This window comes from Paenibacillus ginsengihumi DSM 21568, assembly GCF_000380965.1.
In the GTDB taxonomy this organism is placed as follows: domain Bacteria; phylum Bacillota; class Bacilli; order Paenibacillales; family NBRC-103111; genus Paenibacillus_G; species Paenibacillus_G ginsengihumi.
Window position 1 is genome coordinate 1 of the sequence record NZ_KB905638.1, and the last position, 16,123, is coordinate 16,123.

13 protein-coding genes and 2 pseudogenes are annotated in these 16,123 nt (G+C 50.8%); 6 read left to right on the top strand and 9 right to left on the bottom strand.

Annotated features, from left to right (window positions below; translation table 11 throughout):
• Window positions 1–350: pseudogene (locus F591_RS32480) on the top strand (hypothetical protein); the annotation flags it as partial.
• Here F591_RS32480 and F591_RS0125065 read toward each other — a convergent pair.
• The 6 genes from F591_RS0125065 to F591_RS0125090 all read right to left on the bottom strand — a co-directional run bounded on the left by F591_RS0125065 (window position 307) and on the right by F591_RS0125090 (window position 7,428).
• Entirely contained in the window at window positions 307–2,469 is a 2,163-nt protein-coding gene (locus F591_RS0125065) for a Tex family protein (protein WP_156829698.1), read from the bottom strand. The pseudogene F591_RS32480 and the gene F591_RS0125065 overlap by 44 nt on opposite strands.
• A gap of 252 nt (window positions 2,470–2,721) precedes the next feature.
• Window positions 2,722–3,072 (bottom strand): type II toxin-antitoxin system PemK/MazF family toxin, encoded by a 351-nt coding sequence (locus F591_RS0125070; RefSeq protein ID WP_019537340.1) that lies wholly within the window; start codon window positions 3,070–3,072, stop codon window positions 2,722–2,724.
• 3 nt (window positions 3,073–3,075) lie between these two features.
• Window positions 3,076–3,357 carry a CopG family ribbon-helix-helix protein gene (locus F591_RS0125075; protein ID WP_019537341.1) on the bottom strand — a complete coding sequence of 94 codons (282 nt, stop codon included), beginning with the start codon at window positions 3,355–3,357 and terminating at the stop codon, window positions 3,076–3,078.
• Window positions 3,358–3,708: 351 nt separating this feature from the next.
• Window positions 3,709–4,899 carry an alanine racemase gene (alr, locus tag F591_RS0125080; protein ID WP_026326894.1) on the bottom strand — a complete coding sequence of 397 codons (1,191 nt, stop codon included), beginning with the start codon at window positions 4,897–4,899 and terminating at the stop codon, window positions 3,709–3,711.
• Between the two features lie 217 nt (window positions 4,900–5,116).
• On the bottom strand, window positions 5,117–6,643 hold the full coding sequence (locus tag F591_RS0125085; RefSeq protein ID WP_019537343.1) for an outer membrane lipoprotein-sorting protein: 1,527 nt from the start codon (window positions 6,641–6,643) through the stop codon (window positions 5,117–5,119).
• A 284-nt stretch (window positions 6,644–6,927) separates the two neighbouring features.
• Window positions 6,928–7,428, bottom strand: coding sequence for a mismatch-specific DNA-glycosylase (locus tag F591_RS0125090; RefSeq protein ID WP_019537344.1), 501 nt, complete (start codon window positions 7,426–7,428; stop codon window positions 6,928–6,930).
• A gap of 712 nt (window positions 7,429–8,140) precedes the next feature.
• On the opposite strand from F591_RS0125090, the gene F591_RS30955 reads away from it, so the two are divergent.
• From F591_RS30955 to F591_RS0125115, 5 genes and pseudogenes are all read left to right on the top strand, one after another.
• Window positions 8,141–8,575, top strand: a complete 435-nt coding sequence (locus F591_RS30955) for a DUF6431 domain-containing protein (protein ID WP_245581131.1) — start codon at window positions 8,141–8,143, stop codon at window positions 8,573–8,575.
• 37 nt (window positions 8,576–8,612) lie between these two features.
• Complete coding sequence (locus tag F591_RS0125100; protein WP_019537345.1) at window positions 8,613–9,962, top strand: helix-turn-helix domain-containing protein; 1,350 nt, start codon at window positions 8,613–8,615, stop codon at window positions 9,960–9,962.
• Window positions 9,955–10,755 carry an ExeA family protein gene (locus tag F591_RS0125105; RefSeq protein ID WP_019537346.1) on the top strand — a complete coding sequence of 267 codons (801 nt, stop codon included), beginning with the start codon at window positions 9,955–9,957 and terminating at the stop codon, window positions 10,753–10,755. The genes F591_RS0125100 and F591_RS0125105 overlap by 8 nt, the downstream gene beginning before the upstream one ends.
• Window positions 10,752–10,979, top strand: a complete 228-nt coding sequence (locus F591_RS0125110) for a DUF5348 domain-containing protein (protein ID WP_019537347.1) — start codon at window positions 10,752–10,754, stop codon at window positions 10,977–10,979. Before F591_RS0125105 ends, F591_RS0125110 begins: the two co-directional genes overlap by 4 nt.
• A 141-nt stretch (window positions 10,980–11,120) precedes the next feature.
• A pseudogene (locus F591_RS0125115) lies at window positions 11,121–11,750 on the top strand (IS630 family transposase); the annotation flags it as partial.
• 285 nt (window positions 11,751–12,035) lie between these two features.
• On the opposite strand, the gene F591_RS0125120 reads toward F591_RS0125115, so the two are convergent.
• From F591_RS0125120 to F591_RS29080, 3 genes are all read right to left on the bottom strand, one after another.
• On the bottom strand, window positions 12,036–13,031 hold the full coding sequence (locus F591_RS0125120; RefSeq protein WP_019537349.1) for a glycosyltransferase family 2 protein: 996 nt from the start codon (window positions 13,029–13,031) through the stop codon (window positions 12,036–12,038).
• 108 nt (window positions 13,032–13,139) lie between these two features.
• Window positions 13,140–15,782 carry an LTA synthase family protein gene (locus F591_RS29075; protein ID WP_083935618.1) on the bottom strand — a complete coding sequence of 881 codons (2,643 nt, stop codon included), beginning with the start codon at window positions 15,780–15,782 and terminating at the stop codon, window positions 13,140–13,142.
• Window positions 15,783–15,860: 78 nt separating this feature from the next.
• Window positions 15,861–16,123: IS5/IS1182 family transposase (locus tag F591_RS29080; RefSeq protein ID WP_019537351.1), on the bottom strand; the 263-nt coding region annotated here is incomplete at its 5' end.

Sequence of the window (16,123 nt, forward strand, 5' to 3'; positions counted from 1 at the left end):
TGAAATTTTGGTCGGCGGACTACCGCCAAATTTTCAAGATAGACGCCTATGACGAGCTAAGACTTCGTCATCGGTCGTCACCTGCGGTGTTGAAAATTTGGTCGGCGGACTACCGCCAAATTTTCAAGATAGACGCCTATGACAAGCCAAGACTTCGTCATCGGTCGTCACCTGCGGTGTTGATAAATTCGCCGAAGGACTTCGTCGAATTTATCAAGATAGAGCATAAGCCGGGTACAAGGAACGCTCCTTGCTGCCGGTTTATGCTCTATTTATTTATGCTTGCGGATGCCGCAGCAATATTCGTTAATCCGGTTTTTTCATCGTCAGGCCGACCCGGCCCTTCTTGACGTCGACATTCAGCACCCATACGGTCACGATGTCGCCAACGGATACGACGTCCATCGGGTGCTTCACGTAAGAGTGGCTGAGCTGCGAGATGTGCACCAGGCCGTCGTTCTTGATGCCGATATCGACAAAGGCGCCAAAGTCGATGACGTTGCGCACCGTCCCCTGCAGTTCCATGCCTGGCTTCAGGTCCTCGATCTGCAGCACGTCGGTGCGGAAGATCGGCGCGGGCAGTTCCTCCCGCGGGTCGCGGCCTGGGCGCATCAGACTGTCCACGATGTCGCGCAGCGTCGGCACGCCAACGCCCAGCTTCTCCGCCATCTCCTCGGCATTCAGCCGCTGAAGCTCTTCCTTCAGCCGGGGCGTGCCGAGCTCGCTCAGCTCCAGCTTCAGCTCGCGGAACAAGCGGTCCACCACATCGTACGATTCCGGGTGGATCGGCGTATTGTCGAGCGGATTGCTGCCGTCGCCGATGCGCAGGAAGCCGGCGCACTGCTCGTACGCCTTGGCCCCGAGCCGCGGCACCTTCTGCAGTTGGGCCCGGTTCGCGAACTTGCCGTTCTCCTCGCGGTATTTCACGATGTTTTTGGCCAGCGTCGCGTTAATGCCGGATACATAGGACAGCAGCGACGGCGAAGCGGTGTTGACGTCGACGCCGACATGGTTCACCGCCGATTCGACGACGAACTTGAGACTCTCCTCCAGCCGTTTCTGCGTCACATCGTGCTGGTATTGCCCGACGCCGATTGCCTTCGGCTCGATTTTGACCAGCTCGGCCAGCGGGTCCTGAAGGCGGCGCGCGATGGAGATGGCGCTCCGTTCGGCGACATCGAGGTCGGGGAATTCCTCCTGCGCCAGCTTCGATGCGGAATAGACGCTGGCCCCTGCCTCGCTGACGATCAAATACTGCAGCCCTCGCCCCTTCATCTCGCCGATCAGCTCGGCCACGAACTGCTCCGTCTCGCGGGAGGCGGTGCCGTTGCCGATGACGATCAACTCCACGCCATATTTGTCGATCAATCTGCGGAACGTAGCCTTCGCTTCGGCGATTTTGTTGTTCGGGGGCGTCGGGTACGTCACGGCGATTTCCAGCATTTTTCCGGTCTCGTCTACGACCGCCAGCTTACAGCCAGTCCGGTAAGCCGGATCGACGCCGAGCACAACCTTGCCTTTCACCGGCGGTTGGAGCAGCAGATTGCGCAGGTTTTCCGCAAAAATCTGGATCGCCTGCTCCTCAGCCTTCTCTGTCATCTCGCCACGCACCTCGCGTTCGATGGACGGGGCCAGGAGCCGCTTGTAGGCGTCCTCGATAACGGCGGTCAGCGTCTCGCGAACGGCAGACGGCCCCTTCACGATCTGCTTCGCCATATAGTCGTGAATGCGCTCCGTCGGCACTTCCAGCGTCACCTTCAGCACATCTTCACGCTCTCCCCGGTTGATGGCAAGAATGCGGTGCGGCGGCAGCTTGCGGACCGGTTCCTGGTAGGCGTAGTACATCTCGTACACCGACTCCTGCTCCGCATCCTTCGCCTCCGTCCGCACGATGCCGTGCTCCTGCGTATACCGCCGCAGCCAGGCCCTCAGCTTCGCGTCGTCAGCGAGTTGCTCGGCGATGATGTCCATCGCCCCCTGCACCGCATCCTCCGGCGCAGCGACGCCTTTGTCCTCACTGACATACTTGGCCGCTTCGGCGAGCAGATCGCCCTGCCTCGGCTGAGCAAGAATCCACTGCGCGAGCGGCTCAAGGCCTTTCTCCTTGGCCACGCTGGCCCGCGTCTTCCGCTTCTGGCGATACGGCCGGTACAGGTCTTCGACCTCCTGCAGCTTCGCCGCCTGCTCGATCGCCGCCAGCAGCTCGTCCGTCAGCTTGCCCTGCTCGTCAATCAGGCGGACAACCTCCCGCTTGCGCTCTTCCAGGCTGCGCAAATAGCGGACCCGCTCCTCGATCTCGCGAAGCTGGTTCTCATCAAGCTCGCCGGTCATTTCTTTGCGGTACCGGGCAATGAACGGGATCGTGTTGCCTTCGTCCAGCAGACCTACGGTCGTCTTGACTTTTCCGGCGGGAAGCTGCAGCTCGGAAGCGACTCGCTTCACGATCCGCTCCTGCACCGCCGCCTTCATCTCTTCGGTCAGCTCGCCCGCGGCCGCAAGCAGCACATGGCCGGAGCCTGCATCCGTCTTGCCGGCCGGCTCCTGCCCCGCTCCGCCTGCTCCTGCCGACGGCTTGGCCGACTCCGCCTGTCCCTTCGTTGTCCGCATCGATTCCGTCACCTGTTCCTTCGCCATTTTCCCCGACTCCTCCTCCGATTACTGCCGCTTTCTTTGCTATAGAAAAAGAAAAGACGAGGGCAACGATCCCTCGCCATTTCACCATTAAAACTCAATGAGCCCCACGCTGATCTGCAAAGCTTCGTCCACCTTGCGCATCGTATCCTCGTCCAGGTGCGTGATTTTATCGGTCAGGCGCTGCTTGTCGATCGTCCGAATCTGCTCCAGAAGAATAACGGAGTCCCTGTCAAAGCCGTGCGCTTCCGCTTCGATCTCCACATGCGTCGGCAGCTTGGCCTTCTGGATCTGCGCCGTAATCGCCGCCACGATGACGGTAGGACTGAAGCGGTTGCCAATATCGTTCTGAATGACCAGAACAGGCCTGACGCCTCCCTGCTCCGATCCTACGACCGGTGAAAGATCCGCGAAAAAAACATCGCCGCGTTTGACAATCAATGGCTACACCCCGCTAACTAAACGGTCCAGCGTGCTGTCCGCTTCTTCCTCCGCCAGGAATGCTTCAGAGGCCATGTGCAGGTTAATTTTTGCCATCTCCATATAACCGCGCTGCATCGACTCCCGCAGATGGCGTTTTTTCCGCTCCACCAAATAGAGCTTCATCGCCTGTCGAATCAACTCGCTGCGGTTGGAATTCTCCTTCTCCGCCAGCAGATCGACTTCCTGCAGCAAGTTATCCGGCAAACTGATCATGATTCGTTTCGTGTTATGCGCATTGGCCACCGTAACATGCACCCCCAAAAACATGCAAAACATACAAAAAACCGTATTACCATTATGGCAATCTGCCAACTAAATTATACAAAGGCAGTATATGCCCGCTGTGTAGCAAATATGTTATACCAAGGCGCCGATACGCGACACTTCGCAGGCGCCGTATGTTCCGTTCGTTCTTCCCGCTCGCACGCAGTTATGTAAGTATACATATTCGCGGCAAAACAAGAAAATCCTCTCACCATTCGATAAAAAATGATTGGAATATAAGACCAGTTTCGACTCGTTTCCTGAAAAACTGCGTTACCGCTGCTTTCCGCGGCCTAGTTGGACCTTCGTCGGATGCCGGATTGTTGAGCGTTAATGGCCAATCAGAGGATTGATCGTAGAGACGACCCGGCCTTCCCGGATATAAACCCTCGGCACCCGGTGCGAGATCATGCATGTAATCTCGTAGTTGATGGTGCCAAGCCAACGGGCCAGATCGTCCGCCGTAATTTGGTCTGTTCCCTGCCGGCCGAGAATGACGACTTCCTCTTCAAGCGAAACGTCTTCAAGTCCGGTCACATTCGCCATGCATTGATCCATGCATATTCGGCCGACGACCGGCACTCGCCGTCCGCGGACCAGCACCTGCGCCTTCCCGGTGAGCATGCGAGAATAGCCGTCTGCATACCCGATCGGCAGCGTCGCGATCGTCTCTTCCCCTTGGGCGCGGTAGATGGCCCCGTAGCTGATGCCTGCTCCCGGCGGAACTCGCTTCACCATGACAACGCCGGTCTTGATGCTCATCACCGGCTCCAGCTCGATCCGCTCATGACTCACTTCCTCCGACGGATACAGGCCGTACATGCTGATCCCGAGCCGCACCATGTTGAACGTCAGCTCCGGCGAGTCAATCGCCGCCGCACTGTTGCCCGCATGCACCCAGCGGAAGCGGATTCCCCGGTCGGCATAATGGCCGACGACCTCGGCGAACCGGCGGTGCTGCTCCAGCGTGTACGACTTGTCGGCTTCGTCCGCGCAGGCGTAATGCGTGAACAGCCCTTCGACCTCAAGCGCAGGCATATTTCTCGCCCGATCGATCAGTCCGACCGCTTCCTCCGTCGTTGTCACGCCAAGGCGATTCATGCCGGAGTCGATCTTGATATGGATGCGCAAGGGCTTCTCCCGTCCCCGATCGCCGATATTCGCCGCAATCGACTGCCAGGCGTCCAGCAGCTCGTGAGAGTATATATTCAGCGTCACGTCATGCTCCCAGGCCGGCAGCAGCCCTTCCGGCGGGGTATAGCCCAATACGAGGATCGGCGCCTTCACTCCCGTTCTGCGCAGCTCCAGCGCCTCGTCCAGAAAAGCGACCGCAATGTAGCGGACGCCGCAGTCCAGCGCCTCCCGGCACACTTCCATCGCGCCGTGTCCGTACGCATCCGCTTTGACGACCGCCATCATACTGACGTCTGACGGCAGCACCCTACGAAAAGCCTCCAAGTTGTGACGCAGCGCATCCAGAGAAATCTCCACACGCGTAGGACGGTAAAATGAAACCTCCACCCGATGTCCACCTTCTCCTGAGCCCGACAAAATCAAGGGAAGCGACCCAAGAGCTTTTTGCGAGCTCCGGCCACTTCCCTCGAATTGCCACGATTGTTAGTCAATAAGTTCATGTTAAAGGGTCCGCTCTTTGCTGTCAATGAACATTTGCTAACAATCGCCTGCATTGCCATTACCTAATTATGGGTGCCCATGATTCGGTTCGGCGAGCAGTTGGTTACTTGCCTGACTCCCCTTCGACCGACTGGGCGATCTTGATCATCTCCGTCAGCTCCAGGTCCGCCGTGGAGAGACGGAACTCGACGCCGTCGTTCGTCCACATGAGCGTCTTCTTCTCATCGCCGGCCAACACTCCCCACGTGAAGCCCAGATCCACCGGTTCCGCCGGCAGCACCGACACCGTCTGCGTCGTTGGACGCGATTCCACCAGCGTAAAATTGTAATCGCCGGAATAACGGATCATGACGCCCATCTCCTCGCCGAGCTTCACGTCGGTGACATCCTGCTTCTTCACGCCGCTCGGAATATATCGCGGCTCGATTACGCCGAACGACTGCGGTTTAGCGGAGGGGGATCCGCCTGGATTGCTCTGGGCGTTTGCGCCAGCAGTGCCTTGGGCTGCGCTATCGCCCTTTGCGCCATTTGACGCATCGGAGCTCGCCCCCGCCGTGCCGGCTATGTCGCCGGAGCCGTTGTGGCCTACGTCGGAGGCTGTACCGCTGCCGGCTCCTTCTGCTGCTGCTCCGGACGCTGCGCCGGTACCTTCCTTGCCTACGCTAGCTCCCACATCGGCTGCGGCTCCGCTGCCGGCTCCTTCTGCTGCTGTCCCGGACGCTGCGCCGGTACCTTCTTTGCCTACGCTAGCTCCCGCATCGGCTGCGGCTCCGCTTCCGGCGCCTTCTGCTGCTGCCCCGGACGCTGCGCCGGTACCTTCTTTGCCTGCTCCGGCGCCATTACCGGCAGTCGCCCCACCGGCGCTTTCAGCAGCCGTGCCGTTCGTCCCCTGCGCCGTTCCGCCGGACGCCTCGCCTGCAGCTGAGCCGCTGTGACCATGCTCGCCCGCCGCCTGACCTCCCGTCTCCTGCCCCATTGTCGGCAGGGATTGAATATGCCAGCTTGTCATATTGCGCTGCATGTCGAATTGATCTTTTTCAAACTTCGTGCCGAATTCGAATTCGTCAAATTTGACCTCCATCAGCACATTCGCATTGCTGTCGGATACCTCGACATGCTGCGGCTCGTACGTCTTCTTGTCCAGCCAAATTTTTTGCCGTGCAAGAGAACCGTTCTGGTAATTGGCCACGACGTCGAAGACATACGCATTCTCATCCTCGACGAACTGCCGCTCCTGATCCATCACAATGCTCTGCACCAGCGATTGGTACAAATACACCTGGCCTTGATTTTCCGGCCAGTCGCTCTGGAAACGGAAGCTTTTATTCAAATGCGGCGTCAGCACGAACACGCCGTCATCGTTGCGCAGCACGATCTGGGTAATGTCCTTCTTCGCATTTTTCATGGAAATCCGGTAATAATGGGGCGTCTGATAGCAGACTTCCACCAAATATTCCTGGGGCTCCATCCCTGTCTTCAGGGTCATCACCCCTTTTCCATGATAGCTGTCCAAACTGCTGACCTTCCCGTCCAACTCCTTCACGATGGCCGCCGCATCCTTCTTCCCGCACCCGGCCAACACCAAGCTGACCACTAGCATGATAGCGACAACCCAAGACCACCGCCGCATATTTCATCCCCTCCACCGATTTTTCAGGCTACCTGATAACATGTCTATGTGGGGACTTGGCCAATTATGCAGACTAGCTTGACGAGCTAGGGGGATGCCGCGGCAAAAGCGATATCGCTGACGTGGAGATTCGAAGGGGCGCATCCGAGCAACCTTTTTCTATTGCAGGCACTACCGACGATTTAGTTCGTTCGTTTGGTTTCGCGTCTAAAAGAGCATGCCCTAGCCGTCAAAGCCCCTGCGGGATCGCTCAGGCTGCCAATACAGACTGAGCCTCACGCGGCCTAGATCAAAGCTTTCAACTGGGCATATATGGAGACGATCTCCGCCAGCGGCATGCGAACGAGACCGCTGGATGACGGCGCGACAAAATCGATCACGCCGGGCACAACCGGCTCATCCTGCTTTCCCCAATCCATCCCCTTGCGGCCGCTCAACTGCTCGTACACACCTTTTCCGACATAACAGACGACCTTCGGACGGTAGCAGGCGATTTTGTCTCTTAACGCCTCCGCGCCAAGGCGGTATTCTTCCTTCGTAATTTCCGCCGCCGTCTTCGTCGGCCGGGGCACGATGTTAGTGAAGCCGATTCCGTGTTCAAGCAGCTCTCCGTCCTCTTCGGCCCGATAGCGGCGGTTCGTCAATCCCGCTTCATGAATGATTTTCCAAAACCGGTTGTTCGGATTCGCGTAATGATGCCCGGTTTCCCCCGACCGCAAGCTCGGATTGAACCCGACAAACAGCAGATCCAACCCTTGCCTCAAATGATCCGGAATTTCCTTCATGACGCACCTCCATGCTTAGCGTAAGTTGTATGGATTCATTATACTAGAACAGGTGTGGTAATGGGGAATTGTATGTGTTCGCCGTGTCCTCGCCCACCGACTGGTAATTTTGCAGGCTCGTTCTTCGGAAAAGACTCAGGCTTGAATGAAGTTTTTCCATTCCATTCCAAATAAAACGTAAATGGTGTAAATTAGGCGAGCTCATTCATAGGAAGGTTTCGGCATGTTTTGGGGGAGCAATAAGTCAAAATCTTGAACCAGACCATTCGAAAAACCGTTTTCGCGTTGAAGCAAGCTTACGTCGAGAAAGATGAAGAGATCCTGTCCGTACTGATTCATTCGGACTGCCAAAAGCCTTCTTTTTTGAGTCATCTCACCTGATGATGACGTTTCAGATTTACGATATTCACTCCGAGGTAATGGTGTTTTAGCTGCCCCGAAAAGCCCAAAAGTTGACGTTAATGCCAGTCCGTGAATTGACCGATATAATGACCAAGAAGAATACCGAGGGGGAAAAGAAAGACGCCTCTTTAGCGGGATACTGCTCCAACAGTATCACAAGAGGCGTCTACCTACGAATACATGGTCATTGTATCAAAATATACGCTCCTTGAAAAGGAGCCTGAAAGCGGTGTTTTTTGTAAGGAGTGCGGAGCAGATTGCCGCACCTTGTTGCGGGGGATCCTTATGTATTGTGGGAAGCCGTAAACGGGTGTGGTACAAAAGCTCCGGGGAAAAAGCGAAGCTGGTTATCCGTCGCCTGTATTGTGAAGCTTGCAGCAAAATTCATCATGAACTGCCGGATTTGCTTGTGCCCTACAAACGGTACGATGCCGAAAGCATCGAAGGAGCGCTTTCCCCATCGTCCCGAATTAATGTGGCCGCCGATGAATCGACGCTGCTCCGCTGGAAATGCTGGTTTCTCGCCTGGGTGGTGTATGCAGCAGGTTGCCTGCAAGCGATTCGCATTCGTACGGGACTTCCTGTGACCGGTCCGTCCGCTGAGACACAGTCCGCACTCCACGTATTAGGACGGTTAGTTGGCGATGCGGCCGGATGGCTGAAACGAGTTGTCCGTTCGCTTGCCAATTCACACTTGTGGGCTACAGACCCGTTCTGCCTTTCTGTCCGCGCCCTTTCGGGATAAACTCATGCTCATACCTTAGCGAAATGGAGGCATGAGCATGGACAAACGAAAGGCAGAAGACATGGCCGCCCAGCGGGTTCAGCTCCTCTCTCCGCTATTGGCGGAGGGATTGGACCCGGCCAAGAAGAGCCAGATCAAAACCGCACTCTGTGAGCAACATGGAATCAGCGAGCGCACCTTGCGCCGGTATTTGGCCCGGTATCGGGAAGCAGGCTTTGATGGCTTGAAACCAAAGGCAAGGGGAAGAAAGCCGGCTGCGGCCGCCATTGGCGAGGCGGTGTTGGAACAGGCCATCTTGCTTCGGCGCGAGGTTCCCGGCCGGAGCGTGCGGCAGATCATTCAGATTTTGGAATGGGAAGGGCTCGTGAAGCCGGGAGAAGTGAAGCGAAGCACCTTGCAAGAGAAGTTCGAGGAGCGCGGGTACAGTTCTCGGCAGATGCGCCTGTATGAGAGCAAAGGTGTGGCGGCCAGGCGGTTCCAGAAGCGGCGCCGGATGGCGCTGGTTCAGTCGGACATCAAATACGGCCCCTATCTCCCGATTGGGCCCGGAGGTCAAAAGAAGCAAGTCTATCTCGTGCTCTTTGAAGATGATGCGACAAGGTCCGTGTTGCACGGGGAATTCTACGCCTTATTCGATCAACGAATCGTCGAGGATGGTTTTCGGAAGACGATTCAGAAATACGGCCTTCCGGAAGCGGTCTACTTTGACCAAGGCAAACAGTACAAGACGCAATGGATGAAGAGGACGTGTGCCAAACTCGGCATTCGCTTGCTCTTTGCCCGCCCGTACTCGCCAGAATCCAAGGGCAAAATTGAGCGGCTGAATGGCGTGATTGACTCGTTCCTAAGCGAAGTGGAGCTGGAGAAACCCCAAACGCTGGAGCAATTGAATGGGCTGTTTGAAGTGTGGCTTAGTGAATGTTACCAGAACAAGCCTCACGCCGCGCTGGGAGGCCGAAGTCCGGAGCAGGCGTTTCGAAATGACCCGCATCCCCTTCGTTTTGTCGAGCCATCGGTGCTGGCAAACGCTTTTCTCCACTGCGAGAGCCGGAAAGTGGACAAGTCGGGCTGCATTAGTTTCATGAACCGGAAATATGAAGTGGGGCTTTTGTTCATCGGCCGTACGGTAGAAGTCGTCTACGATCCGGCGGACATCACGGAAATTACCATTGAATATGAGGGGCATGAGCCCTGGCAAGCGCGTGAACTGGTGATCGGGGAACGAGCCGGAAAGCGTCCCGCTCTTCCGGAGTCCTTGCAGCCGAAAGAGGCGGATGCCTCGCGGTTGCTGCGCGGAGCCGAAAAGCGGCATGGCCAGCGCCGGGAGCAGCAACTCCCGGCGATCTCCTTCCGGGCGATACGTAAGGAGGGTGAGCGCGATGTTTGAAGTCTTCTACGGCTTTCGCCGCGCCCCGTTCACCCGGGATCTGCCGACTGAGGAACTCTACATGCCGGTGATGTTGGAGGAAGCGCTGGAACGCCTCGAATATGCGGCCGAGCGCCAATGGTTTGCGGTGGTCACTGGCGATTGCGGCACGGGCAAAACGACAACGATCCGCCGGCTGACGCAGGCGTTAAGCGCTAAAACGTACAAAATGATGTACCTGTCCGATTCCAAGTTGACGCCGCGCCATTTCTACAAAGGCTTGCTGGAGCAATTAGGCTGTGAAGCGAAGTTTTATCGCGGAGATGCCAAACGCCAATTGCACCGGGAGATTGAACTGATGCGCGGCCTGCATCAACTCAAGCCTTGCGTCATTGTGGACGAGGCGCATTTACTGGATCGCGAGATGTTGGAGGAGGTGCGTTTTCTCCTTAACGTCCACATGGACTCAGAAAGTCCGATGGCGCTCATTCTGGTGGGCCAAAGCGAGTTGTGGGATCGCTTGCGTATGCAGGCGTACGCGGCGATTCGCCAGCGGATCGACCTGCAGTGCAAACTGCAGCATTACGACCGCTCTCAGACGGGTGAATATATCATCAGGCATTTGGCGTATGCAGGAAGTGAACAGGCCATTTTCTCGGACAACGCGCTGGACGTGATCTACACATTCTCCAGCGGATCGGCCCGATTGATCAACAAAGTCTGTACAAACTGCCTCATCTACGGTGCGGTCAACCAGAAACGCATCATCGATGATCATATGGTCAAACGTGTCATCGAAGGTGAACTCATATGACCGATCCATGGCTGCCGATGACGTATAACCGGGAGGCGAACTGCTGGATGGTTCATCTGGAGGAACGCCAATGCCCGATCTATTGTGGAGAGTGCTTGGAAATCCGTCTCTGGGAAGAAAAGGGGATGGCTTGCCGCATGGAGTTGGATCGGGACTGGTATGTGATCACGACTGAAGCCAAGTTCTATTTGCGAAAGAAGGATACGTACCAGATTCATATCTAATTCCCAAGGGAGAGTCTTCATCGGTTGACTCTCCCTTTCTTTTTATGGGTTCTCGGACAGCTTAACCGTCAGGTTCTGGACGATCTATATCGTCTTTTTCTGGTCAAAATACGGTGTCAGTAACACGCAGCATTCGTAGCAGCAATGGAAGACGTGTTGGACGTGTATCATGAACCCTACGATGCAAATTGCCCCGTCATCTGCATGGACGAAAAACCGTTTCAACTTCTCGATGAAGTCCGGGAGCCGATTCCCATGAAACCAGCCAAACCTTTGCGGGAAGACAGCGAATACGAGCGAAACGGGACCTGCAGCATTTTCATCTTTACGGAGCCCTTAACGGGCTGGCGGCATGTCGAGGTACGGAATCAACGAACGCGAATCGACTGGGCGCAGCAGGTTCAGGAGTTGCTGGAGATTCATTACCCCCATGCCCCGAAGATCAAACTCGTCATGGATAACCTGAATACCCATTCTATCGCTTCCCTCTATCAAGCGTTTGAGCCGGAAACGGCTCGACGTTTGGCGAAACGACTGGAGATTCATTACACCCCGAAGCATGGGAGCTGGCTCAACATCGCCGAGATTGAACTCAGCGTCATGACCCGCCAATGCTTAGGACGTCGTATTCCTTCCATTGCGGAATTGTCCCATGAATTGTCTGCTTGGGTGCAGGCTCGCAACGATGGTCAAAAGGGAGTCGATTGGCAGTTTACTACCTCTGATGCCCGCATCAAGTTAAAGCGTCTTTATCCACAATTTAAAGACTGATGATGTACTAAAACAGGAGTTGCTTCGAATAACGGTGAAACCATCGAGATGAATGATCATACTCGTTGATCGAGACCTGGTTTTATAAGAATGACCGGCTGCAGCACCAGCTCGTCCTCAGCATTTTTGCGTCCGATGGATTTTTTTATGATTCGTTATATAAAAAACGAAGGCGCTCCGATAGAGTCGGAAGTGCGTGAGTGCTGAATCGAGCGGATGAAGGGGCAGGGGGAGGGAGTTTTACTTTGACAGGCGAAGGAATAGCATAGCGCTAAATCCCATCGCCTATCGTAGAAACCACGAGCATACTTTTACAATTGCAGCCGATACATCTTTTCCGCCTGCTTCTAAAGCTTCCGATAGCAATTGATATGATTTTCGTCTGGAAATAACCGAACGCCCAAACCCTTCCAATTGAAGTTCCCATTTCGTTTTTCTTCCCTCAAAAAAACCTTTAAACATATATTTTATTTTTTCTTTTAGAAATCCATCCCGACGCCTCATCCATATATTAATTATTCTTCCAAAAAGGAAAAGCAACCCTATCGATAATGGGAACATTGACCAAATAAAACTATGACCATATTGAAGTCTGCCTCTATAGTCGGGATCTCGTCCGGAGTCTACGAACCTATGGATCACTTGTGCTTTTCTCGTTGCACAAACTTGATATCCATAATGCCTAGACTTCAACGCGAGAGCCCATTCATCGGAACCATATGCAATACTTTCAGGGAAGAATAACCTTCCTTGTCGTTCCTTTAGAACTCTGTCCTTATGCACAAGACAACCGGCAAGGCAAGCAATAGTTACCGGAAAATAATCCTTTTCCCCCAGATAAGCCCCGTAATATTGATCTTCGCCAGTCTGATATACGATAGATTCAAGACCTAAAACTCCTATGTTCTCATTACTTCTCAGTAAATCAAGTGCTTCGCTTATTTGAGTTGCATCCTCAATATGAGCATCATCATCAATAAATAAAAGTACAGAAGCATTTGATTTGTCTACACCCAAGTTTCTTGCATAATTTTGTCCCTTTCTATCCGTTCCTGAACTAACAACTGTCGTCTTGTTTGATGGAGTATTTTCATTGATTTCTTTTATTGTGCTTTCCTCGTCTGGGATACTGCCATCAAAGACAATAATAAGCTCAGTTGATATGCCGGCAAATACGTTTCTATTTTTCATTCTAGACAAAGAATCTACTAAGGCTTCCACCCGCTGATAAGTTGCTATAATAATAGATAGATCAGGGTATTCCCTCATCGTTAGGTTCATAATAAAATCTCCTGTAATAAGCCATTACATGACATACTAATATAGAAAAACTGACGAAGCAAACGGAAACGTGATCTATATGCTTCGCCAGTTAATATTCGTACAAAATTATTGTACTTCTGTTGCTTTTGTAGTTGCTTCTGTTCTGATATCTGTAATTATACCTTCAACGTCACCTAGGGCTTTAAGCCTAAATTCTATTCCTTCTTCCTTTGGTTCTATAATTTCAAAGGGAAGTTCGGCAATGTACTCTTCCCCTGAAGGAATTAACTCATTAAAGGTGAAAGGCTTCTGTGCTATCATTTTACTCCCCGTCTTCGATGTTACCTCCAAAACAAATAGTGGGGAATCAGGCTCATAGCTTTTATTAGGCTTGAAATGGTATTTCAAAGTATAGGCACCGCTTTGATATTCTGCATAAGGACCGTATATTAAGATCCCATGATCTTTAGAAGAAATGTTCAAATGGTTATTAATTGATGGGTAAATATTAGTGTTATTATGAAAAACAAACGGTAGTTGTGATTTATTTTCTCCAGAAGCCCTACTATATTCATTGAAATTAGTATCAGTATTATATTGCCGGTCTATCGGTTTGGTGTAAGATATTATAAGATTAGTAATATTAACTTCTGGAGACAAGTCTCCACTGGAATAAGGAATGACCCGTAATGCGAACGAAAAATTATGCAGTTCCTCTTTCGTATAAAACCTATAGTACAATTTACCTGTAAAATCATTTGTTACTTTTGTGATCATTGAATTATCATTTGTTTTTTCTAAGAAAAATTTTAAAGTTTTGATATGTTCTGGATTCTTTACATCATAATTAAATTCAAATGAAACGATACTATCTTGCGGAATATTTAAAAACTGGCCATTTGTAATTATATTCGCTTCGTTTTTTTTAAGTGGGAATGTTTTTTGTTCAATAATTCTATATTGGCCTTCTTCTCCCCCTTCTTTAAATAAAGAATTATCAGCCACTCTTTGATACTTTCTTAATAATTTTTTAAATTTTTCATCTTTTAACTCATTTATTCTATACTCACTTGAGAACATCTCACCATTTGTAGATTCTATACTATATAATTTACCCTTATTATTCAATTGCGATATTTTACCTTTAGAATTCGTAAAATAAACGTCTCCGTTATAGTGATTAGCAAACAATATAGGTCTTTCCGTAGTATATTGTCTAAATATGCTACGACCGTTTACTTCGTTACTGGATTCAGGGTCAATATAATCTATTACCGAAGGAAGTATGTCGATTTGGCCAAATACACTATCATTAATAATTGTGTTCTGAATTTCTGGTAAATACGCTAAAGCAAATCCCCAGTTCCCACCGTAAGGTTGATTATCTACACCGTGGGATTCGTCCGATACAAATAAAATTAGCGTATCTTTGTCTATATTTGATTCCTGAATAAATTGTAGGAAAGAAGTCAAAGCATTATCCAACTCGACAATAGAAGCCTCTTTTCTATCGGGGTACAGATTGCCTATTTCTTCAGAGATTGCATAAGGGTGATGAGTACCTACCGTTAACATTTGAATAAACCACGGTTCATCTTTTTCATCCAGCTCTTTAATAAATTTCTGGGATTGTTCGAAAAACGCTTTATCATCAATCCCCCACCCAAATGGGATATAGTGATATTCAAAACTTTCTTGCCCATAAACTTTCTGAAACCCAGCAGATTCCATAAATTGATCTTTAGACATAAACTCAAGAGGTGCTGCTTGAATAAATGCAGTATTATACCCTTTATTTGCTAATAACTGTGGAAGCAAAAGAGGCTTATTATCCGCTAATTGCATATATTCATAAGCCTTAGGGGTAGTCGTTGACAACTTTGGATAATCGTTACTAAGTAGTGAATACAGGCCTCTTATTGTCTGAACATTATGACTAACGTAATTTGGCAGAACGATCGAATGTTCAGCGATTTTGTTTAAACTTTTTAGATTGTATTGAGATTGAACACCCGAAAATTCCTGTACTTTTTCAAGATACACCCCGGGAATACCTTCTAGTACGACCATTAATACATTTCTTTTTTTTCCTGTCACCGAACCAAGTTCTAATAAAGGTATACCTTGTGTTACTGAAGAATTAACCTTGATTTGCTTTCTAATTTTCTCCGATTCCTCAGGATCAATATCTTGATCCCCTGTCGCTTGTTTTATGAAATTATTAAAACTATTGGAAATAGATAAATATAAGAAATTCGAATGTTTCCAATCAGAATTATTGGGGGTAAATATAATTAAACCGCCACACATTATTACGAAGAATGTGATCGTGCGTATTAAGGCTTTTTTTTCTAATATTCGCTTCACTTGAATAAATTGAATTGATAGTACTATTGCTACACCGTTCAAAATAATAATAACAGTATAAATTGGAAATGAAAGATGTGATAATGTCCCTGCCAAAAAGTTTTTATCGCCAACATACGATAAATCCATAATGCTTAGTACGTTATTCATAGCATAAATGTATTCCATATTCGCTATGTGGAATAAACTAATTATTGTGATAAATATTATAGAAATTATCTTTGAGAATTTTGTTACTAACAAACAAAAAAGCAATATAATTATCGATGTAACAACATCTAAAAAAGTGGAAAGCAGTATTTCGGATACTTTAACTCCCGTTGAATTACCCAATAAAAATCTTCCTGAACAAAGCAATATTACGTACAGTGTTGTAAATAATGCAAACAAATATTTTCTCATTCTATCCCCCTGAAGATGAAAGTAATATTACTGTCAACGCCGGAATTAATTTGACCCACTAGGGCGTGTTTTCAAACCTCAGGCTAACCAAATCATGGAAGAAGCCAGCTTTAAAAACGCGACAAAGGTACACGTCAATTTATCGAACCGTGTAGCGAGCCTGCGGTTATGCTTCAGCTTATTAAACAGGCACTCGACCAGGTGCCGCTCTTTGAACAACCACCAATCCGTTGAACGTTGAACCTTGCGGTGCTTGCGGCTGGGAATGACAGCGTTCGCCTGCTTTTCGATCAACAGATTGATGATGCTGTCGGTGTCATAGCCGCGGTCAGCCAACACAT